Origin of the sequence: Erysipelothrix aquatica, from assembly GCF_009828825.1 — a bacterium.
Taxonomy (GTDB): domain Bacteria; phylum Bacillota_I; class Bacilli_A; order Erysipelotrichales; family Erysipelotrichaceae; genus Erysipelothrix; species Erysipelothrix aquatica_A.
On record NZ_WTTA01000003.1, the window covers coordinates 461,554 to 483,404 of the forward strand.

Sequence of the window (21,851 nt, forward strand, 5' to 3'; positions counted from 1 at the left end):
GCGTAAAAAAGACTGCCTTTCGAACAGTTTCTCTATAGCGTATGTAATTGGTTATTCGTCATCGTTTTTTTGTGACCAAAGAACGACACCTAAACCAACAATCACAGCCGTAATTCCGATAAAGACGTAGCTTGTGGTTGACATCCCAGTTGCAGGTAAGACAGCATCCGTATTCTTGTTCCACTTCGCGTAGATTGTCATGTTTTCGGTTATAACTGTTTCATTCGTTACAGGCGTTGTGAATTTTGCATCCAAGAGCCAGCCTTCAAAGGTATGTCCCGATTTGGTGGTGATGTATTCCGTTCCAATGAGGCTCCCTTTTTGGAATTCGTGTCGAGGAATCAATGTTCCACCATTCGTTTCAAATGATAAGACGCAATCATTCTTTGTGTAATCAACAAATAAAACGGTATCTTCAGTTACTGTAAAGTTTTGAGAATTCCATACATTCGTTAAATTTTGATCATGGAATACTTTGTATGAGTGTCCCACTTTAGACATAGCATTAACATATGACGTCGGAACCGCTGCATCATATTTTAAGTCCGTAAATTCAACGAGTGTTTGATTCATCACATCAACGAATTTATCTGTGTATTGTCTTGGAGTCCATTTTGCGTAGAGTGTCATCGTATTTTGTACTGTATCCGTTGCAAATTGCCATGGTAATGTTAATTCTGAATCTGTAAACCATCCATCAAACTTAAACCCTGTTTTTAAAATATTAACGGGCTCTGAAATTGTTGATCCTGCTGTTATTCCTAACAATGCCTCGACAGCCGTTCCACCATTTGATTCAAAGAACACATCGTATTCTGTTGTGTTTTCAATCCAAACTGCTTTAAGACTAATCGTATTCGAACCACGCTCAGATTCAGGAATAACTTTGCCCTGATTTTCCCAACTAATTAGGCCTGAACTCTTCTCTTGGGTCCAGTGGCTAAATGTCGCATTTTCTTTAGTTGGTTCTTCGTAGCCGACAAAACTCGATAATGTTCCACCGATGTACAATTTTACAAGGTGTTTATCGGTTCCATTGGTAAATGATCCGCCATTTGCATCATATCTCGCATTAATACGCCCAACATTCCCAGATGTAGACGGCATTATGACGTCCTCTGCAACATCTTGGTCGAGAATGATTTCGACCAACTTAACTTCGTTTCTCCACGCATTTACATTGGCGAAGACATTAAAGTTATTGTCCTGTTGCGAGCCAGAAATGATTTGATATGATTCAACCAGATTTCCACCCCGAACGTTGTCATAATAGTTAACACGCAGCGTGATCCCATTCACAAATGAACGGGTTTCTCGATCTATGAGTTTCCCTTTGATCAATAGTGACGGTGTTTCTTCAGTAATACCGTACATCGTCAAAATTGTTCCTTTAGGTGTTATAGACTCTGCATGAATACTATTAGTATCCATACCATTACTTGTAATCACCGTAATCATGAGTATTAATGCCACCATCAAGGACATAATTTTATTTCGTGCTTTCATAGTCTTCCCCTTTTGGTTTATACGAATGCAAGAACCTCGCGCTTAAATCAAAATCCGTTCTAGATGTTTGGCGCTATTCTAACTCTATTATAGGTCACGTATGCGATATTGTTCATTGTTTAATATTTCATTTTATTACGCTATTTTGTGATATTAGCCCGAAATATATTCAAATTTCTTATTGAACCGATATGTCGCTCAAATACTACAATTATCCCTAATAAAGGACATAAATCATTAATCTTCTTACAACAAAAAAACTCCAGTTTCTGGAGTTTTCGGTTTATTGTGGGTTAACAACAAATTCATTAAGGAATGCTTTTGTTTCCTTCACGATTAATTCTGAATGTTCAAAGTGCAAGAAGTGATCACCATCGATAAGCATCATTTTTCCATTATCGACCGAATTCGCTTGTTCCTTGTGCAACGCTTGCCATGTTGGAATTGGTTCATTGAACTCTTGAACGAATAAATATACTGGCATGTCTTTCGGTAGTGAGTAGCCTTTGGCATCATCAAAAATTTGACTTAGATTCCCTAATTCATTAAGTAATGTGTCATTTAGACTTGTATTCCGAGTAAAGTAAATGTATTGGTCAATATCTTCTTCAGGAACAAATGAAGGAACTGTTGGTTTTCCAAAAGGCGGCGTCATTGTAAGTTGTAAGAAACCGAGTTTATCTGCGAGACGAAGTACTGTTGTGTCCATTGGGAACATCGGTTGTGTAGGAACACTCGTATCAATTCCAATAAATGCCTTCGCCTCTCCAGGGTATGTATTAATATAGCTTAACATGTAGATTCCTGCAATGGAGTGTCCCATGAAGATAAAGTCATCAATCCCCTTCGCTTGAAGTGCCATATGAATTTCCTCAACCATGTTTGCAGTTGTACGTTCGCGGTCTGTTTGATCACTTAATCCATATCCAAAAGGTTCTACTAAGACAACACGATAATCATCTTTAAGCTTTTCGGTCACAGGATCGAAGCTAATTTTGGGAGCAATCGTTCCGTATCCAGGAAGTAACACAATTGTTTCTTTTCCTTCGCCTTCTCCTGTAATGTACATGTTTATATTTTTACCGAACACCTCTACTTTTTCACCATAGTCTTCGATTTTTTTACGGTCTGATGCTTTTCCAATTTTTCCAAAAATAAACATTGATGATAACAACACGAGCGCTGTTACAACAATACCAATAACAAGGCGTTTAAAATATTTCCAAAATTTTTCCATTTTTTTGTACCTTCCATCTCCTAAGAATGTCTTGATTGTTCTCAAACATTCAATCGGTATGTTTATGTTAACGCGTTTAATTATAGAAGTCAAATATTTACCCCAATACTTTTTGAAATACATGTGATACAATTTTTTTGTAGCAGGGGGGAACACTACAATGAAACAATCAACAACACAGAAAGCAAAAATTATCTTTGGGTATACGGTCTATGGTTTTGGAATAGGTGGTATTGTGTCACTGATATTAGTCCTAACCCATAAAATACCGGATAAGTTCGAGCAAATTATGGCGATAGCCTTACCGATTGCAATCGTCTATATCGCCTATAAAATAATCAAAACCTTTAACACCCTTGAGCTTGAAGGTGATACGGTATGCATTCGCACTATTTTTGGCAAAACACACATTTTTACGCGCAATGATTCTGAATTTTATGGCAGTATTGGTGGTTTTACCATTTACCAACAACAATTTGCGCCACTCTTGTATCTGACAATTGTTCAAAAATCAAACGGAACACGGCAACGCTTTCCACTTGCTGGATACGACCAAAAAGCAATCGACCACATCGAAACAACACTTTTTGATGTCAATGACACAAAAACGACCCTAGATTAATTATTGGGTCGTTTTTTTAATTATCTTCTTAACAGTATACTAACTCTATAGTAAATGAGGAATTTCAAAAAAAACCACTGCGCGTAGTGGTCAAAATATTAGTTTAAGCGTTGTGGTTCATCTTTAACAGTATGTCCTTTGAGGATAGTAAATAATTCGTCAAATTGACGTGGCCCTAATGGCTCGCAATTCAACATTATTTCTTGGTCACCTTTGTATACATACAAATTAATCGTATCGGTGGAACCTTGACTTGATACTGTTTTATAGCCAAATTGGCAATCTTCAAAATCGTAGCGAGATTCTTTAGAGCCTGACTTATAAGTAAGTCCTGTTGCATCAACCGTAACCACAACCTTATCATCAACGACTAACATCTTTAACATCCAAAGGAAGATTAATGCCGACAGTCCTATCGCGATCATTTCTTGCATCTTGGCTTCAAGGCCTGTAAACTGGAGCAAGAAATAGGCAGCAATGTAAATAAAGACAGGTGTAAAAAGGGTATATAAAAGGTTCTTTATAATGTTTATTGGTGTTCGTTTAAAGACGCGATTTGTCATTTTGTGACTTCCTCCACACTGTATAAGTTTGTATCCAAGTCATAGCTTAGACGATATGTTGTGTTTGGCGCACAGTTAATTTCAACATGCACTGGATCAGAATACGTCGTAACACTCTTATGCACAACTCCAGGTTTGGTATTTTCATAACTGACTAAGAGTTTATTTACGCCTGGTTTAACAAGTACACCATATTTCATCTTTTCTGAGTAATATTGTGATTCTTTGGTTGTTGCTTTGTTGAATGTTTTAAAGTCCAATTGGACAGGTTCATCGTTCACTTCATACAGATGAATGGTTGTCGTACTGATGTACCCTTGTTGGTTCAATAAAATGCGTGCTGCATCTGGATGATTGTCTAAAAAATCAACCTTCCCGGCTTTTGCACGTCTCATAGAAACGATTGAAAATACGACCGCGATAAGCATAAATCCAACGTATAGCCATATCATTGGATTTTCATTCACAAAACTTATAATCTTCTCCATAATGTTCCCCACATTTCTGACCTATTTATTCTTATATTATCGTGATTCCATCCCATACTGTATTAAGTAAGTACAAATGTTATGTGAAAACCAAGAAAATGTAGCCTTTGTGAATTCACTTAAAGTTAGAGATATACGGCAAATATTCATTAAAAAGACCCACGCGATGGTGGGTCTTCCTTTTACAAATTGCGATACAAATCGCGATAAGCTCTTGCGGATTCTAGCCAATCAACATCCGTTCTCATGGCATTTGTTTGTAGCGTCTTCATGAAGCGTTTATCGCCAAAGACGCCCACTGCACGTTCAACTGCACTGTAAAATTCGTCATTGTTGAAGTAAGTAAAGGAAACACCTGTTCCTTCACCTGTATAAACATTATAGGGAATTACGGTATCTCGTAAACCACCTGTTTCATGAACAATTGGCAGTGTCCCATAACGCATTGATATAAGTTGTGAAATACCACACGGTTCAAATGCTGATGGCATTAAGAAGAAGTCACTACCAGCATATATTTCATGAGCAAGGTTCTCATTGTATCCTTTATAGAAACATACATTTTTAGGGTACTGGTACGCGAGGTATGCGAGACGGTCTTCATAGTGTGGATTTCCAGATCCCAACACAATCACTTGTATCCCCATCTGTACAATGTCTTCCATCGTATCAATCAAAAGAGTCACGCCCTTTTGATCTGTTAGGCGTGTAACCATTCCGAAAAGCGGAATATCAGCATCAACCGTTAATCCGTAATTTGCTTGTAAGGATGATTTGTTTGGTGCTTTGAGATCAAGTGAATCGACATCGTAAACGGACGTTAACAGCGTATCTGTTGCAGGATTCCAAAGTTTTGTGTCAATGCCATTGACGATCCCCACTAAGTCTGGCTCACGCAATCGAAGCACACCATCCATGCGCTCTCCAAACTCAGGCGTTAAGATTTCGCGCGCATACGATTGGGAAACGGTTGTAATCTTGTCTGCATAAAAGATACCACCCTTCATGTAGCTGATACCATCATCAAAGTTTACACTGTTGTCGTACACCAAATCCATTGTAAGATCGAAGCAATCTGTTAAAACACTACTAGGGAAATTACCTTGGAATGCAAGATTATGAATGGTGTAAACATACTTTAAGTGGGCAATCCGTTCGTGCCATTTAAACAATGTTTTGCCCAGTACAGGAATCATTCCAGTATGCCAATCGTGGCAATGGATTACATCAAATACGGTATCGTGTTCTAATATGAAATTCATAACAGCCAATTGGAAATACGCAAAACGTCCGCCATCATCAACATAACCATACAAATTATCGCGTTCAAAGTACTCACGGTTTTCCACAAAATATGTGGTAACGCCACTGATTGTATGTGCAAAAATGCGTGAATCCGTATCAAACATTCCATGCTTCACATTAATTGTCTTAACATACTCTAACTCAGGCATCATTGTTTCGATAATTGTTTGATACAAAGGCATAATCACCGAAACAGTTACTGCACGTGTTTTTAACTTAGCTGGGAGTGAACCGACAACGTCTGCAAGTCCTCCACTTTTGGCGTAAGGCAAGCCTTCACTTGCGGCAAATAATATATTCATTTTGTCTCCTTTAGTCTTTCGGACTGCTTCCTTTACTCTTTGATGAACATCATGCTACCAAAAGGCGCAATGCGTGTCCGAATTCGATCATCGAATTGATGTAGCGGTTCGGCGGTGCTGGATAACTTAGAATAGTTCGTCATATCACAGCCTTCATAAATTGCTTTCTCTGAATTAATTAATTCACGATATACACCTGATTCCGGAACACCAACGTCATAAGTTTCATAAGCGTTGGGTGTCATATTGAGAACTACAACAATCGTACTTGTCGTGCCAACCCGATAGTAACTAAAAATACTCAAGTCACTGTTATCAACTTCAATCCACTTAAATCCATCGAGGCAATAGTCCTTTTCAAACAAGGCATCATGATGTGTATAAATGTGGTTAAGATCGCGCATATATCTTCTAAAAGCATCGTGGCGCGAATAATCGAGCAAGAACCAATCCAATGGTTTTTCTTCATCCCATTCGCGAAAATGCGCAAGTTCATTTCCCATAAAATTTAGTTTTTTCCCAGGGTGCGTCAGCATGTACATATACAAATTTTTAGCCAACGCAAATTTTTGGTCATAATTTCCCCACATTTTGTCGACAATTGTTTTTTTACCATGCACAACCTCGTCGTGAGATAAGGGCATTAAGAAGCGTTCACTGTAGAAATATGCCATGCTAAATGTTATCGCATGATGGTGATCTTTTTTATACACTGGATCTAACATATAGTAACGAAGTGTATCATTCATCCACCCCAAGTCCCATTTGTAGTCAAACCCAAGTCCGCCATCCGCTACCGGATGGGTAACTTTACCGTAATCACTGGAATCTTCAGCAATTAACATCACTGTTGGATAGGTTGCTTTCAAACAGCCGTTCATCGTTTTTAAGAAGTGAATCCCTGGTTCGTTGACACCATGGTCGCGATTGCCTTGGTAATAGATTAAATGCGAAACAGCGTCCATTCGCACTCCGTCAATGTGACACATTTCAATCCAGTAAGCGATACTCGATAAGAAGAACGTTTGATTCGCAACGCGAGAGTAATCAAAATATAAGGTCCCCCACTCAGACTCATCCACGTTTTCATAAAGTGCACTGCCGTCAAACTGACGTAACCCATGTGCATCTTTTACAAAATGAACAGGGACAACATCTAAAATAACGCCATAGCCATGTTGGTGCAAAACATCAACAAACAGTTTAAATTGATCTAAAGACCCGTACCGTTCCGTCACAGCAAAAAAGCCTGTAACCTGATAGCCCCACGACCCTAAAAAAGGGTGCTCTGTAATCGGCATCAGTTCTACATGCGTATATTGCATAAAACGCAAGTAGTCTACGAGTTTGTATGCGAGCGATTCGTAGGTATCAACACCATCATGAACCCATGATCCTAAATGCACTTCATAGATGTGCATGGGTTTGTCCATATTCGTCGTACGTTGTTTCATCCAGGCATCATCGTTAAATTGATAGCGGTTGATGTCCACAACTTTGCTGGCATACCCGGGTGCTAATTCATGATAAAAACCGTAAGGATCCGATTTTTCAACATAGGTTCCTTGATGGTTAAAAATACCAAATTTGTAGACGCTCCACTCACCGATACCCGCTACAAACAATTCATAAACTCCAGCATCATGAATACGATGCATCCAATCTTGATAATAATTCCAACCATTGAATGCACCCGCAAGACTTACTTTTGCAGCGCTCGGTGCATAAACCCGAAAGACGACACCACCCTCAACAAGGTGCGCACCAAAATAACGGTACGCATCATGGCTGAGTTGATGTGGAAACGTTGTAACATCAAAACTCATAAAAGTTCTCCTTATCAGTAAATTACAGGGAATCTTGGCATTCGACACATGCACCTTTGCCAATAATTACTGGTGCATATTTGGTTCCAACTACAACCGCATTGGGTTGAACAACAGCACCTTTTTCAATAATTGCGTACTCAACATGAGCCCCTTCACATACTTTGACACCCGAATGGATAATGCTATTTGACACATGCGCATTCCGTGCTACGGAAGATTTTCGGGAGATGATGGATGAATCCACTGTTCCTTCTATGATACATCCCGTTGCCAACTCGGCATTATGAACGGATGCACTTTCAGCATAATAGGTCGGTACTCCACTCTTCGAACGTGTATTGATGGTGTTGCTGCCTTTAAATAAGGCATTTAAGTTTGTAGGCTCAAGCATCGACATATTTGCGTCATAGTATGAAGCTAAAGAATTAATAACTTCTAAATATCCGGTATATTCATACATACTTGTGCGATACAAGAGCGAATAACTACGGATTAGTGATCCAATATCCACAAATAGATTTCCAGCCTCAGCATGGTTAAAGATATCGAACAAGACTGCTTTATTTACAAGATACACATGACCATCGATGGCATGACGCTCATCATCTTTGGTGTTTCCCAACATGACCCCTTCAAGATAATCTTCATCATCAATCCGGTAGTATTCGTCGGCTTTGTATGATTTTGTTTTTTCCGTAGGGATTGATTTATAAGCGATGGTTATTTCAGCATCACGTTGTTGATGGAATTTCGTTAATGCTTTAACATCAACATTATGGACAGCGTCCCCTTCCATGATTAAGACATAATCTGCTTCCGAACGATCAATGAAGATACGTTGGTTTTCATAGTAACGTTCTTTAGACTCAAGCATCAAGAAATCTGCGAGTTTACGCCGTTGTTGTGAAAATGTAAAGATACCACCACTCACAGCACCGTGTAAATCCCATTCACGACCACTTCGGACATGGTCATAAATGGCACGGCCACTTTCCTCGATAAAAATTGCGACGGAATTGATGTGTGCCGATGAAATTGCCGATAACGAAAAATCGATAATTCGATAACGTCCTGCGAACGGTAAGGCCGCGATCGGACGTTGCTTCGTTAACGGATGCAATCGGGTTTCATGACCTGCTAAGTTAACAATTGCGCATACACTATTCTTTTTCATTATTTCTTCACCCCCACAACTTCGTGATATCCAATTACTTGAATCGCATCTTTACTTCCGATGACTTGAGATCCATCCGCAATCACTGCATGTTCACCAACAATTGCATATTCAACATTGACATTCTTGCCAATGGACGCCCCTGCCATAATAATTGATTGCAAGACTGTACTATCAGCACCCACTTTAACATCTTGCGATAATACAGAGTGTTGGACAGTACCATCGATATAGCATCCATCACCAATCATTGCATGCTTCACAAACGCATTTTTAGCAATGTATTGAGGTGGTGATATAGTATCCTTCGTATAAATTGGCCAATGGCTATCCCGTATATTTAAGCTGTGATCCAAATCCAAGAATTCCATGTTTGCTTCCCATAAACTTTCAATGGTTCCAACATCCTTCCAATACCCCTCAAAGGCGTACGCAAAGACACGCTCTCCATTCGCAATGTATGCAGGAATAACATTTTTACCAAAGTCTTCCATACTACGTTCTGTTGCTTGATCATGGACCAACATAGCACGCAATTTAGGCCAATCGAAGATATAAATTCCCATCGACGCAAGTGTACCTTTAGGTTCTTCTGGTTTTTCGTGAAATTCAATGATACGACCTGAGGTATCTGTTTCCATGATGCCAAAACGCGAAGCTTCTTCTAAAGGAACATCGATAACGGCGACCGTCAATGCTGCTTCGTTTTCTTTATGGAAATCAAGCATCGCTTCATAGTCCATTTTATAGATATGATCCCCCGACAATACCAAGACATAATCAGGATTTTTTGAATCGATATAACTGATATTTTGATAAATTGCATTAGCAGTTCCACGGAACCATTTTTCGCCATCTTGACTTGAGAAAGGCTGTAGTATTTTTGCGCTACTATTACGTCGCGAGAGTCCCCACGATGCCCCATTTCCAATATGCTCATTCAGCTCAAGTGGTTGGTATTGTGTTACTACCCCCACATCAAAAACATTTGAGTTCGCACAGTTACTTAATGTAAAATCAATAATTCGATACTTGCCACCAAACGGAACAGCAGGCTTCGCGGTTTCTTTGGTTAATTTACCCAAACGCGTTCCTTGTCCTCCCGCCAAAATCATTGCTACCATTTCATGTTTCATACTACTTCCTCCTGTAGTCCACAGTAAAAAGCAACATATACCCCCCCATAGCATATTTTGAATATTATCTACGTTTAATATATGTCAACTTCCCAACAAATTAACAGATATTTCGCCAGCATTTTTCATTGATAAGAACACTAAGTTATTGCCTGAATATGAAAAAAAACCACCCAAAGATTACTTTTTAATGGTACTTCACTAAAAAAATAACTTTGAATGGTTAGCTCTAACTTATGATTAAATTATAGCTATTTTGGTGTGTTTTGTCAATGGTCGGCGAGACATCGAAGCGTAATTTATTATGTTTGTTTGTATGATAATGACGTTCCCTCACAAACCAGTTTCCCACTCACAAAAAAAACAAAAAGCGTATCCCTTAGGATACGCTTTTTGGTGTAGGTGTGATGTACATTTCCTATTTGTATGCACGCTCTAAACGACTTAAAATTTCGTATGCTCGAGCGCTGTTGTCAATGGGTTTGGGTGCATAAATTACTGCCGCAACTTCGTCACTTAAGTTCTTTTGAAATTGTGTCGATTGATTGGGGTATGCGAATGGTTCAGCATTTGCTGAACGTGACTGCAAATGCTCCATATGGGGATTTTCTTGATAATAGTCATTATTCTCTTCAATGTCTGCAGGAGCAGATCCAATAACTCGTGCAAATTCTTTTTGGCACAATGGGCGGGCCATGTACTGTGCAACTTGTGCAGCTTTTTCAGGATCTTCCGAATCCTTACGAATAGCGAGTGCATTAGAATACAGCGTTCCGTTCTCATGACCAGTCCGTGATGGCATGGGGATTAGATCGTAATTCATATCTGGTGCTTCATCTTGTAGAAGCCCAATGTACCATGTTCCAGCAGTAGTCATGAGTGCTGCCCCATCTGCAAAGGCGGCACCATCCCACGTATATCCTTCATCCTTTGGGTTCATAGCCAACCCCTCGTCAAACATCGTAAAAATGTAGGTTAGTGCCTCACGATTCGCTTCCGAATTAATTGCGGACCCAAAACGCCATCCACCTCCAAATGAATTCATGTATTGCGTTAGATGGTAGGCATCTTCTGTATTAATAATTAAACCTTCTACACCATATTTTTCGACTTCCTTGGAAATTGAACGAACATCGTTCCATGTTTTAGGATAAGCACCTAAATTATATGCATTCCACATATCACGATTAATTGCCATGACCGCCGGTGAAGCAGTTAATGGGATTCCATATTGTTTGCCCTTATAATTCCATACATTCACTGCAGAAGGCTTTGAAGTTTCCAAGTTGATATTAAATTCATCCAATGGTAATAAAAAACTTGCCTCAATGTATTCCAAATGATTTTCATTCGTGAGTGAAATAATATCAGGAAGTTCGACGCTCTCATCCCGATTAACCATGGCACTCCAAAATGCAGTCGCACTCTCATATTTATGTAACTCCACACGCGTATTTGGCACCACATCCTCGACGCCTTCAATTGCAGTTTGATATACTAAATCTTCTCTTATGTCTCCCCAATACGCAACAGAGATTATACTTTCTTTATCTTCATTTTTCTTGCCCGTTGAACATCCCGTAATGATCAACACCAGCACAACAAATAAAGATATGATTTTCTTTCGCATGGCACATCTCCATCTTCTACAAAAAGTATAATATAGATAGTTGCTTCCTTTTATTCTCTATATTTGCACTTCATTAATGAATTTTGTCATTTCTGTATAAATTGTGTTCTTAGACAAATTTTCTATATATTTTTTACTTAAAAGTGCAAAAATAATTAAGAAAATGCAATTATTAAAGGGGCACAAAACGCATTATATTAACTATAATTTAAATAGATTTAGAAGACAGCTAGCACACACATCAACATATCATGATGTGAATTACTAGTTTAATAAACATTAGTTCGGGGGGCTAATGCTTATCGAATCCACCTTGCAACATATCATACAAGGTTATGCTAAATCTACATCGAATGCGTCGGACACTTGAACATAATCTAAGCACGATTGACATTCTACACACCAATGATTGTTGGGTCGGGGGGGCTAACATTCATATGGAATATCTGGTTTCCTACCAGATCGCCTTTCAATGAAGAACAGATATCGTATTTACAAGTGTGCAAGCACAAAAGATACCAAGGATACAACCTATATCCTTGGTATCTTTTTTGTCCTTCATGCGTGTTGGTCTAATTCCCACCAAAATGTGTACTGTGTTATAATGTGAATAGTATTTCAAGACTTTATACTTATGACGTTAACCTTGCCCCAAAATTGCAACCAAAGACGTCATTACATAATCAATATAGGAAGGCCTTGGGAGATTACGATATACAATCGCCACCCCATGTAAACCCATGAAAAAAAATTCAATTAAACATGATATTATAAAAAAACAACTGCTTTTGATTATCCCAATTTTGACCTTGGTTTTTGTTCTGTCATTCTATACGATTATTAAAACGTTCACCGAGCGGATTACGCAAACCAGCAATATTAGTTTGCATCAAATTGATAACATGCTTGATACCAGTCTTCGCCAGTCCATCAAATCCCTCGAAGCACCGTATGCAAGCCAAGAAATGATGGAAATACTTCGCCAGGACGCTACCGTTTATAGCCATGATGCCTGGGCTAAACAAACCGATACAATTCAGATGAATCAACAACTCCGTTATCGAATTTTAAATGCCAATATTTCTATTTCTAACGTGTCACTGATTCCGGAAAACCGTGAAGAAGTATATCGCAGTGCACTCGATTTTGCCGAAACTGATACCGGAACTTACGCGGACGCAATAACCTCAGACTGGTATCAAAAGGCATTAAACCAACAATCTTACTTCTTACATATTGATAAGAGTTGTGATGATTGTAAGAATCTCTCAGTCGTCCAACGCATCAATGACCCAATAACTCAAAACACGCTTGGCGTTTTAAAATTGGATGTTGATATGAAACAACTTGAGAACTTTGCTATCAATGCTTTAATTAATCCCGACGATTTTATAATCATTGGGATTGGTGATGAGAACTTACAATATTCTTTAGTTGAATGGGAAATTGTTAAAGTCCCAAATACTGCAGATTTCTTCGTAGTGACAGAGTTTGAAGGAACTTATCCTGGATTTTATTTCTCTTATATCACCAACTATAGCAAGATGTTTACCGTGCTTGCGATCCAATCCCTTATCTTATTAACAGGATTTATCCTACTAATTTACATTGTAATGCGTAACATCACCAAAGTGACTGATTCAATTGCCTCGCCTGTCCTTAGTCTTAAAAACGATATGCGCGAAGCCATGGATGGCGATCTAGCTGTTAGGAGTCCGCAACTTGAGGGGGAATTCCAAGACCTCAGTGATGCCTTCAATAGCCTGATGGAACAACTCGAAATTCAAGTGGAAGACATTCGCCAAGCAGAAATTGATAAGAGTGACCTACGCTACGAAATCTTATTAACTAAAGTGAATCCACATTTCTTATACAACACGCTGAATGCATTAAAATGGAAGGCTGAGTCAATTTCCGCCTATGAGCTTGCAGGCTCAATCGAAGCGCTTGTTAATTATCTAAAGTCAATTCTTAAAAATGATAGCAGTACAAATACAGTTGCTGAAGAACTCGAATTACTCGAAAGTTATATTAAAATCATGCGGCTTCGTTATTCCGATGAAGTCGATATTGACTATGACATCGACGAAGAAACCTTTGATATCGAAATCATGAAATTCATTCTTCAACCACTCATCGAAAATGCATATATCCATGCATTTACCAACGAATCAAACAATCAAGTGATTCAAATCTCAATCGCGAAGTACGATCATGAAATGCTTATTAAAGTGCGTGATAATGGAAAAGGTGTACCGACAACCAATCTTGAGGCATTAACGCGCAAACGCAACAGTTCGAGTACTCAAGTTGGCTTAAACAATCTTAACCAACGCTTAATGCAACATTATGGCGAAGCGGCGACTTTAGAGATTGAAAGTGATGCACAGAGCTATACACAATTCACGATTCATATACCCTTGGAGGACATTAAATGATGAAAATACTCTTTGTCGATGATGAACAAAAAATCCTTCAGTATCTAAAAATATTAGTGAACTGGGAAGAGCATGGATATGAGTTTTTGACCGCAAGCAATGGTAAAGAGGCGGTCGACATGCTACAGGAGCAACAAATCGACGTCATGTGTTTGGACATTACGATGCCTATCATGACAGGTTTGGATGTCCTTGAATGGATGTCAACCCGAGACTTCGCAACACGCGTTGTCGTTATGTCTGCTCATGACGAATTTGAAATTGTGAAAAAAGCAATGCTTTATGGTATTCATGACTATATTCTTAAAACGGATATTTCTCGCGATAATATTATCAAAATGATTGATGGCGTAAGTGCTGAAAATGAAGCAAGACGTACTAATGGCCAGAAAGACTCCCTCATTGCCGAATATCAAGTTAAAGAAATCTACAATGAAACACTCGCACAATTTGAACATTGGTTGTTTCAACGAAGCAATACCATCCCCAATTTATCGGTGATTGATTTACCACAACAAATGCCACATTACGTTCCCATGATTATTGCGATTGAGAATTTTGACCACGTACTTGAGCGTTACGCAGAGCGGGATATCCTCGAATTTGACTTTGTCTTAAAAAACATAATTCAAAATACATTTCAAGAGTGCACGTTCCTTCACGTTACCGAGAAATCCGGTGCTTATGCAATTCTACTAAACATGCACAATTCCTATTTCTTTGGAAGCTTCACGAAAACAATTCAAGATAAAGCAAATCAGTTGCATAAGAGCCTTAACAAGTTCTTAGATATCCATAATTCAATTTATTATATTGACGAAGTTATCGCGCTCTCTGACGTCAAAGATATATTTAAAAACCTTGAAGCTTTGCATGAAATGCATCGTTTAAAAGATGATGCGGCAGTTCATAACCTTACAGATTTTACGTTTATAAATGATTCTAAACAGGCTGGAAGCCAACAATTCTTGAGTGATTTACATGCTGCTTTCGACCAAGAAAACTTTGGTTCAATTGAACTTGTAATGGATCAATATATCGAACAAATATTCGACGAAAAAATTATTTTAACGTATGACCAATTTGCATTAATGATACATAACGCTTTCTATGTTTTCATTGAAAAGAAAAAACTTGAGTTTCCAAATTTGAATTTAACCAATATGCCCAATTTGGAAGTCATGAAAGCTACCCTTCGAGATTTTATGTTACCAATGCAAGATAAGGAACTTGCGAGTTCATCCAACTACATCGTTAATAAGGCAATGATGTATATTAAAAATCATTATTTTGAAGACATTCATCTAACCGTCATCGCAGAAAATGTCGATGTCACACCCTCGTACTTGAGTCGGCTCTTCCCCAAAATTATTGGAAAATCTGTTGTCTCGTATATCAATGAGGTTCGTATTATAAAAGCCAAAGAGCTCATTGAAAACGAAAGTCTTAAGTTTTATGAAATCTCTGAGATGGTTGGCTTTAGCTCACCGATTATCTTCTCAACGACTTTCAAAAAGGTAACCGGAGAAACACCGGGTGACTATCGTAAGAATTACTTCGCTAATAGAAAAGACTAAAAACCACGGTGACTCGAAGGAGTTCCGTGGTTCTTTTTTTAGTTGGTACGATTTGTCACGTAATGTTTTTAGGTCGTACTAGTTATTCTCTTGTTTCTTTCCTTTTAGCGATAGGTAGAGACCACTAACAATCAGGACTGCTCCGCCAACTAAAATGTATGAATTGGATGCTACTCCGGTTGCAGGTAAGACTGGTTTCGTTTCATTCTTTTCGTAGATTGCATAAAGGGTTATGTCTTCAGCTATTGCAATTGATGTATCGAAATATTGACCTTTATCATCAGCTTGTGTGTTCCAACCTTTGAAGGTGTAGCCGTCTTTAATCGTTGCCGGTATCTTAGCCCCTGGTATTACCGTATTGATCGCAACTACGACTGGTGTTTTGATACTTCCATCAACAAATGTCACGGTTACTGTTTCTACAGGGACAATGTTCTTTTCGTAAATCGCGTAAACTGTTTGATCTGTAGTGATGGGTTGTGTTAAATCAATCATTAACCCTTTGCCGTCAGCTTGTGTATTCCATCCTTTGAAGGTGTAACCTGCTTTCGCTGTTGTCGGAATTTGGTTAGCTGATACTACAGTATTGACATCAATTACGACTGGAGTTGTTGTTTCACCATCAACGAATGTGATGGTTACTTTTTGTACAGGTTCAATATCTTTATCATAAATTGCATAGACTGTTTGGTCCTCTGTGATAGCTTTTGTGAAATCTATCTTAGCTCCAAGTCCATCTATTTTTGTGTTCCATCCCTTAAATGTGTATCCAGTTTTAATTGTTGAAGGGATTCTGTCTGCTGAAATTACAGTATTAATATCAACTGTAACCGCGCTTGTTAGTGTTCCAACTACAAACTTAACCGTCACCTTTTGAATTGGAACAATATTTTTTTCATAGATTGCATAGACTGTTTGATCTGCTTTAACTACCGCTGTGGTATCAAATGCAGTTCCTTTTCCATCAGCTTGAGTGTTCCATTCTTTGAATGTATAACCCTCTTTAACCGTTGCAGGAATCTTGCTTGCATCTAATGCTTGGTTGTATTTTGTAACGACTGGTGTTGATGTAGTTCCATCCACAAACGTTACAGTAACGTTGTTTGCTTCATAGATTGCATAAACTGTTTGATCTGCTTTAACTACCGCTGTGGTATCAAATGCAGTGCCTTTTCCATCGGCTTGAGTGTTCCATTCTTTGAATGTATAACCCTCTTTAATCGTTGAAGGAATCTTGCTTGTATCTAAGGGTTGATCAAACTTCGTCGATACTGGTGTTGACACACCACCGTCCACAAACGTCACTGTGACGTCACTTGTTGACCATTTAGCATATAAGTCTAAATCATCTGTAACTTGCATTGTGTCAAAGTTCCATGCCGTTGCGAAATCTTCACTTGTGTACCAACCATCAAACTTAAATCCATCTTTAATCGGATTCTGAGGTTTGGCGAGGTGAGTCCCTTCATATTGTTCTGTAAGAACTAATGGATCTGCACCATTGTCATAGTTATAAGTAACAGTATATGGTTCACCAAAGAAACCTACAAATATTGGTTTAATTCCGAACGGGTTGGTGCGTAACGTATTATCATCATTCACGAAATAAGATTGGATTGTTAGTCCTGACTTATCAGCAAAAAATCTATGATTGATGGCTACATCTGGATTCAGCGCCATATCTTTTGAATAGTCTGTTGTGACCTCTGGAAATGTTTCACTTCTAAATATTTCATATTGCTCCGCATGATTCATCACTAATGCTTTTACAGCGTCTGATTTTTCAAAACGAAGTTTCACAACATCGATCGCTCCTCTAATACCATCGGAAGACGTACCCTTGGAAAAGAACTTATCCGTGTCGCTACCATCTCCTGCTAGTGTAAAGTCTTGGTCTGCAGTAAAGGTTCGACCATCTGTTAATGTTGCGACAATTTCAAAGTTTGTTAGTGGCGATCCTGAAGGTGTTAAGTAGTTTTGAACATATGCTTTGGTTGCTTCATAATCAATACCAATTGTTTTCTCATTTGCACCTGCTGCACGATATTTGTTACCGTCCGCAACAATGACATCTGGAATTTGACTACTATCAATATCAAATTCGTAGTACTCTTTGTCATTTACTGGGACATTATGAACTGTTCCAATTTGGATTCTATCCTGTGTTTCTAGACTCATCGATAAGTCGATATTGCGATTCACTTGATTTAGCCAATTGAAGTCATCCACAACAACATCATAGTCTTCAATCTCTGCAACAATTCTTTCACCTTGATATTGTGTGAGGAAATTTGTCATTTGCTTTGAAAACTCTTTTTTAATATTGTCAAAACGATCTGGTCTCGTATTACCAGTCCCTTGACCTTTAGTGTACAAGTAATGTGGCGCAACATAAATCGTTCTCGAAGATAAGAAAATACCCGGTTGCACTTTAACTGTATTACCACTGTCAATAAAGTTCTGAGGCAATTTCGTAAAGTTCTTCACTTCTTTTAACTTTCTGCCGGGATCTGCGTACATTGGTAAACTAATCGTTACAGTTAAATCATTCAAGGATTCAAAGTATTCAATCCCTTTAAAATCGAAGACTGTAATGTGATTGAACTCAACATTATCACCACGTACAAACCCAACCGATTCGATTGTCTTTACGTATTCAATAAATTCTTCATCCGTTGTCAGTAACTTATCTGCATGGGAATACGCATGTGTTCTAACATAATCCTGTAGATTGTCAGAAAACATCGAATCCAATTTTTCGCTTTCTGCCGTAATAGGCACTGTCACAAAGGCCATCAGAATGACCATACATAAACTTATGAACTTCTTCATAATTTCTCCTTTATCCGAACTCTTTCAAGTTCAATACGTCAGATAAACCACATGTGATACTTTTGCATTACATGCAGTTGCCCAACAATAAAGGGGGATATAATTTAAAACTGTATTTAGGTATCTGTTTCGAACAAAAGCTATTAAGCCAAAATATTATAAAAGACTCTTTATTTAAACTCCCAATCCTATAAGAATTGGGTGTTTTTAGAGTCTGATAAATTATCTTGGATTCCCCCCCATGATAACTTCAGTGATTTTTGACGTGTGTCACGATTTCACCAAGATTGCAAACTTCGCAATTTCGTTCAAATTAACAGTACAAATACATTCAAGCGGCCTGTCAGCAATTTAATATTGTGTCCCACCGGATTCATAACACAACATCCACGATTCCAATAAATACACTCCCAGTTCTCGAATAATATAATAATAACACCATATAAGCTATATTTATTCGTTATTTTCTTAACTTCACTATTATTTCAATATTAATTATAACACTGTTAAGAAATTCATATTTTTATATTAAAACGTTAAGATTGTATTTACAATTCTTTACCTCACAGCATCCCAATCTATGATTATCCAAGCGGGTCCTAGGTAATTCAATTGAGAAATCCCCTCCAGTACACATCAAAAAATATGAAAAAAAAACACCAGAGAAGATAAACCTTTAGCAGGTCGGCTACTCTGATGTTTTTAAGTTTTATCAATTTAACAGCTTTACTATTTATTGATTATAAATAATTTTAAACTGTTCGTTCGTGAGCTGTACGCATCAGAACATCAAGTTGTTGTTCTTTTGTAAGTTCAACGAAGCGAACTGCATATCCAGAAACACGAATTGTTAAGTTCGGATATTTGAGTGGATTTGCCATAGCATCTTCTAACAATGAATTGTCGAAGACGTTAACATTGAGGTGATATGCTCCTTGTGAGAAGTATCCATCCATGATGCCTCGTAAGTTTGCAACACGCTCTGGATCTGATTTACCCAATGAGATTGGTGCAATAGTTTGTGTATTTGAAATACCATCTAACGCACAGTTATAGTCTAGCTTAGCAGTTGAGTTTAGTGATGCAAGAAGACCGTTACGTTCTGCGCCGTATGATGGGTTAGCACCTGGAGCCAATGGAACACCTTTTCCACGACCATCTGGAGTATTTCCTGTTGCTTTACCATAGACAACATTAGATGTAATTGTTAACAAGCTTAATGTTGGTGTTGAATTACGGTATGTATGGTGTCGTTTGATTTGTTTCATAAAGTATTGAAGTGCCCAGTTAGCAAGATCATCCGCACGGTTATCATCATTTCCATAACGTGGGAAATCACCTTCAATTTCAAAGTCAATTGCAATACCATTTTCATCACGAATCGGTTTAACTTTCGCATACTTAATCGCTGACAATGAGTCTGCTACGTGTGAGATACCAGCGATACCTGTTGCAAAAGTACGTTTTAAATCTGAATCCATTAATGCAAGTTGTGATTTTTCATATGCATATTTATCATGCATGTAGTGAATTGAGTTCAAGGTGTTAACATACAGTTCTGCTAACCAGTCCATCATGTCTTGGTAAGCGACTTTAACTTCTTCGAAATCTAAGACTTCTGATGAAATTGGACGGTAACGTGGTCCAACTTGAGCACCGGTAATTTCATCAACACCACCGTTGATTGCATATAGCAATGCTTTAATCAAGTTAGCACGTGCTCCGAAGAATTGCATATCTTTACCAATAACTGTTGCTGAAACACAGCAAGCAATTGCTGCATCATCTGAACCCCATTTTTCACGGAGCAATTCATCATTTTCAAATTGAATTGAAGATGTTTCAATTGCGATACGTGAAGCGAAAGTACGGAAACCTTCTGGTAATGCATCACAGTATAAAACAGTTAAGTTTGGTTCTGGTGATGGACCCATGTTAATGAGTGTATGCAAAAGACGGAAGTCTGTTTTTGTGACTAATGAACGTCCATCAAATGCCATCCCAGCAATTGAAAGTGTAGCCCAAATTGGGTATCCACTGAAGAGTGAGTTATACTCTGGTGTACGAGCAAATTTGACCATACGTAATTTCATAACGAGGTGGTCAATCAACTCTTGAGCCTCTTGCTCTGAAATAGTACCTGCTACGAGATCACGTTGTAGGTAGATGTCTAAGAATGCAGAAATACGTCCAATAGACATCGCTGCCCCATTGTTTTCTTTGATTGCTGCAAGGTATCCAAAGTATAACCATTGGACAGCTTCTTTAGCATTTGCAGCTGGTTGTGAAATATCAAAACCATAGCTTGCTGCCATTTCTTTCATGTCAGCTAATGCACGAATTTGTTCATTGATTTCTTCACGAAGACGAATGACGTCATCCGTCATTGTTCGATAACCTGCATGGTTGAGGTCATCTTTTTTCGCTTTAATTAAACGATCAATACCATATAACGCAACACGACGGTAGTCACCGATAATACGTCCACGTCCATATGCATCTGGTAGCCCAGTGATTATTTTGTTTTTGCGAGCTGCACGCATCTCCGCAGTATAAACATCAAAGACACCTTGGTTGTGCGTTTTACGCCATTTTGTAAAGATGTTTACAAGCTCTTCATCAGCAACGTATCCATTGCTTTCTAATGACTTAACAGCCATTCCAATTCCTCCGAAAGGAATGAATGCTTGTTTTAAAGGTTCGTCAGTTTGGAAACCAACAATTTGCTCCAAGTCTTTATTCATGTAACCTGGTCCATGTGATGTTACAGTAGATACAATTTTAGTATCCATGTTGTAGACACCATTATGCTCACGTTGGTAAGCATTCATAGTTTCCAATTGTTCCATAAGATCAATTGTATTTTGTGTTGGTCCTTCTAAGAACTCATCATCTCCACGATACTCAGTGTAGTTTTGTTTGATAAAATCACGCGTATCAATATTTTCTTTCCAATAGTTTCCTTTGAAACCATTCCATTGATTATACATCAAGATACCTCCTTTATTAGAATCAAATCCCCATACCTAATGTATTACTCTTAAAGTATATCAATAGTGGTTATCATTTGAGGTGTATATTCATTGTATTTGCCGTGAAATATATAACATATTATTTATAAATAACATATTTTCCGTTCGTTTGATAATAATCACAAAACGCTCACAAGCTCTTTTTAATTGGTTTTTGACATACTTATCTATCAATTGTAT

14 protein-coding genes are annotated in these 21,851 nt (G+C 38.2%); 3 read left to right on the forward strand and 11 right to left on the reverse strand.

Annotated elements, in window-relative coordinates; all coding sequences use genetic code 11:
• Window positions 1-51: 51 nt before the first annotated feature.
• Window positions 52-1,506 carry an InlB B-repeat-containing protein gene (locus GVV22_RS08140; RefSeq protein ID WP_159649624.1) on the reverse strand — a complete coding sequence of 485 codons (1,455 nt, stop codon included), beginning with the start codon at window positions 1,504-1,506 and terminating at the stop codon, window positions 52-54.
• A gap of 283 nt (window positions 1,507-1,789) precedes the next feature.
• Window positions 1,790-2,743, reverse strand: coding sequence for an alpha/beta fold hydrolase (locus GVV22_RS08145; protein WP_159649625.1), 954 nt, complete (start codon window positions 2,741-2,743; stop codon window positions 1,790-1,792).
• Window positions 2,744-2,903: 160 nt separating this feature from the next.
• Here GVV22_RS08145 and GVV22_RS08150 point away from each other — a divergent pair, with 160 nt between their 5' ends.
• On the forward strand, window positions 2,904-3,365 hold the full coding sequence (locus GVV22_RS08150) for a hypothetical protein (protein ID WP_159649626.1): 462 nt from the start codon (window positions 2,904-2,906) through the stop codon (window positions 3,363-3,365).
• 98 nt (window positions 3,366-3,463) lie between these two features.
• Here the strand turns inward: GVV22_RS08150 and GVV22_RS08155 are convergent, their stop codons facing one another.
• From GVV22_RS08155 to GVV22_RS08185, 7 genes are all read right to left on the reverse strand, one after another.
• A complete protein-coding gene (locus tag GVV22_RS08155; RefSeq protein WP_159649627.1) occupies window positions 3,464-3,928 on the reverse strand; it encodes a hypothetical protein in 465 nt (154 codons plus the stop codon).
• Window positions 3,925-4,416, reverse strand: a complete 492-nt coding sequence (locus tag GVV22_RS08160) for a hypothetical protein (RefSeq protein ID WP_159649628.1) — start codon at window positions 4,414-4,416, stop codon at window positions 3,925-3,927. Before GVV22_RS08160 ends, GVV22_RS08155 begins: the two co-directional genes overlap by 4 nt.
• 182 nt (window positions 4,417-4,598) lie before the next feature.
• Window positions 4,599-6,023, reverse strand: coding sequence for a glycogen synthase GlgA (gene glgA, locus GVV22_RS08165; RefSeq protein WP_159649629.1), 1,425 nt, complete (start codon window positions 6,021-6,023; stop codon window positions 4,599-4,601).
• 32 nt (window positions 6,024-6,055) lie between these two features.
• A complete protein-coding gene (glgB, locus tag GVV22_RS08170) occupies window positions 6,056-7,849 on the reverse strand; it encodes a 1,4-alpha-glucan branching protein GlgB (RefSeq protein WP_159649630.1) in 1,794 nt (597 codons plus the stop codon).
• A gap of 22 nt (window positions 7,850-7,871) precedes the next feature.
• Window positions 7,872-9,026 (reverse strand): glucose-1-phosphate adenylyltransferase subunit GlgD, encoded by a 1,155-nt coding sequence (gene glgD, locus GVV22_RS08175; RefSeq protein ID WP_159649631.1) that lies wholly within the window; start codon window positions 9,024-9,026, stop codon window positions 7,872-7,874.
• Window positions 9,026-10,162, reverse strand: a complete 1,137-nt coding sequence (locus GVV22_RS08180) for a glucose-1-phosphate adenylyltransferase (protein WP_159649632.1) — start codon at window positions 10,160-10,162, stop codon at window positions 9,026-9,028. The genes glgD and GVV22_RS08180 overlap by 1 nt, the downstream gene beginning before the upstream one ends.
• A gap of 418 nt (window positions 10,163-10,580) precedes the next feature.
• Window positions 10,581-11,792 (reverse strand): ABC transporter substrate-binding protein, encoded by a 1,212-nt coding sequence (locus tag GVV22_RS08185; protein ID WP_159649633.1) that lies wholly within the window; start codon window positions 11,790-11,792, stop codon window positions 10,581-10,583.
• Window positions 11,793-12,532: 740 nt separating this feature from the next.
• On the opposite strand from GVV22_RS08185, the gene GVV22_RS08190 reads away from it, so the two are divergent.
• Both GVV22_RS08190 and GVV22_RS08195 read left to right on the forward strand, forming a co-directional pair.
• Complete coding sequence (locus GVV22_RS08190; protein ID WP_159649634.1) at window positions 12,533-14,230, forward strand: sensor histidine kinase; 1,698 nt, start codon at window positions 12,533-12,535, stop codon at window positions 14,228-14,230.
• Complete coding sequence (locus GVV22_RS08195; protein WP_159649635.1) at window positions 14,227-15,807, forward strand: response regulator; 1,581 nt, start codon at window positions 14,227-14,229, stop codon at window positions 15,805-15,807. The genes GVV22_RS08190 and GVV22_RS08195 overlap by 4 nt, the downstream gene beginning before the upstream one ends.
• 78 nt (window positions 15,808-15,885) lie before the next feature.
• On the opposite strand, the gene GVV22_RS08200 is transcribed toward GVV22_RS08195, so the two are convergent.
• Both GVV22_RS08200 and pflB read right to left on the reverse strand, forming a co-directional pair.
• On the reverse strand, window positions 15,886-18,639 hold the full coding sequence (locus GVV22_RS08200) for an InlB B-repeat-containing protein (protein ID WP_159649636.1): 2,754 nt from the start codon (window positions 18,637-18,639) through the stop codon (window positions 15,886-15,888).
• A 752-nt stretch (window positions 18,640-19,391) separates the two neighbouring features.
• Window positions 19,392-21,629, reverse strand: coding sequence for a formate C-acetyltransferase (gene pflB / locus GVV22_RS08205; RefSeq protein WP_159649637.1), 2,238 nt, complete (start codon window positions 21,627-21,629; stop codon window positions 19,392-19,394).
• Window positions 21,630-21,851: the final 222 nt, after the last annotated feature.

Coding starts and splice junctions, on each gene's coding strand:
- GVV22_RS08155 (WP_159649627.1), bottom strand. CDS start 3,928: ATGACAAATCGCGTCTTTAAACGAACACCAATAAACATTATAAAGAAC.
- GVV22_RS08140 (WP_159649624.1), bottom strand. CDS start 1,506: ATGAAAGCACGAAATAAAATTATGTCCTTGATGGTGGCATTAATACTC.
- GVV22_RS08150 (WP_159649626.1), top strand. CDS start 2,904: ATGAAACAATCAACAACACAGAAAGCAAAAATTATCTTTGGGTATACG.
- GVV22_RS08200 (WP_159649636.1), bottom strand. CDS start 18,639: ATGAAGAAGTTCATAAGTTTATGTATGGTCATTCTGATGGCCTTTGTG.
- GVV22_RS08180 (WP_159649632.1), bottom strand. CDS start 10,162: ATGAAACATGAAATGGTAGCAATGATTTTGGCGGGAGGACAAGGAACG.
- GVV22_RS08195 (WP_159649635.1), top strand. CDS start 14,227: ATGATGAAAATACTCTTTGTCGATGATGAACAAAAAATCCTTCAGTAT.
- GVV22_RS08145 (WP_159649625.1), bottom strand. CDS start 2,743: ATGGAAAAATTTTGGAAATATTTTAAACGCCTTGTTATTGGTATTGTT.
- pflB (WP_159649637.1), bottom strand. CDS start 21,629: ATGTATAATCAATGGAATGGTTTCAAAGGAAACTATTGGAAAGAAAAT.
- glgB (WP_159649630.1), bottom strand. CDS start 7,849: ATGAGTTTTGATGTTACAACGTTTCCACATCAACTCAGCCATGATGCG.
- GVV22_RS08190 (WP_159649634.1), top strand. CDS start 12,533: ATGAAAAAAAATTCAATTAAACATGATATTATAAAAAAACAACTGCTT.
- GVV22_RS08160 (WP_159649628.1), bottom strand. CDS start 4,416: ATGGAGAAGATTATAAGTTTTGTGAATGAAAATCCAATGATATGGCTA.
- glgD (WP_159649631.1), bottom strand. CDS start 9,026: ATGAAAAAGAATAGTGTATGCGCAATTGTTAACTTAGCAGGTCATGAA.
- GVV22_RS08185 (WP_159649633.1), bottom strand. CDS start 11,792: ATGCGAAAGAAAATCATATCTTTATTTGTTGTGCTGGTGTTGATCATT.
- glgA (WP_159649629.1), bottom strand. CDS start 6,023: ATGAATATATTATTTGCCGCAAGTGAAGGCTTGCCTTACGCCAAAAGT.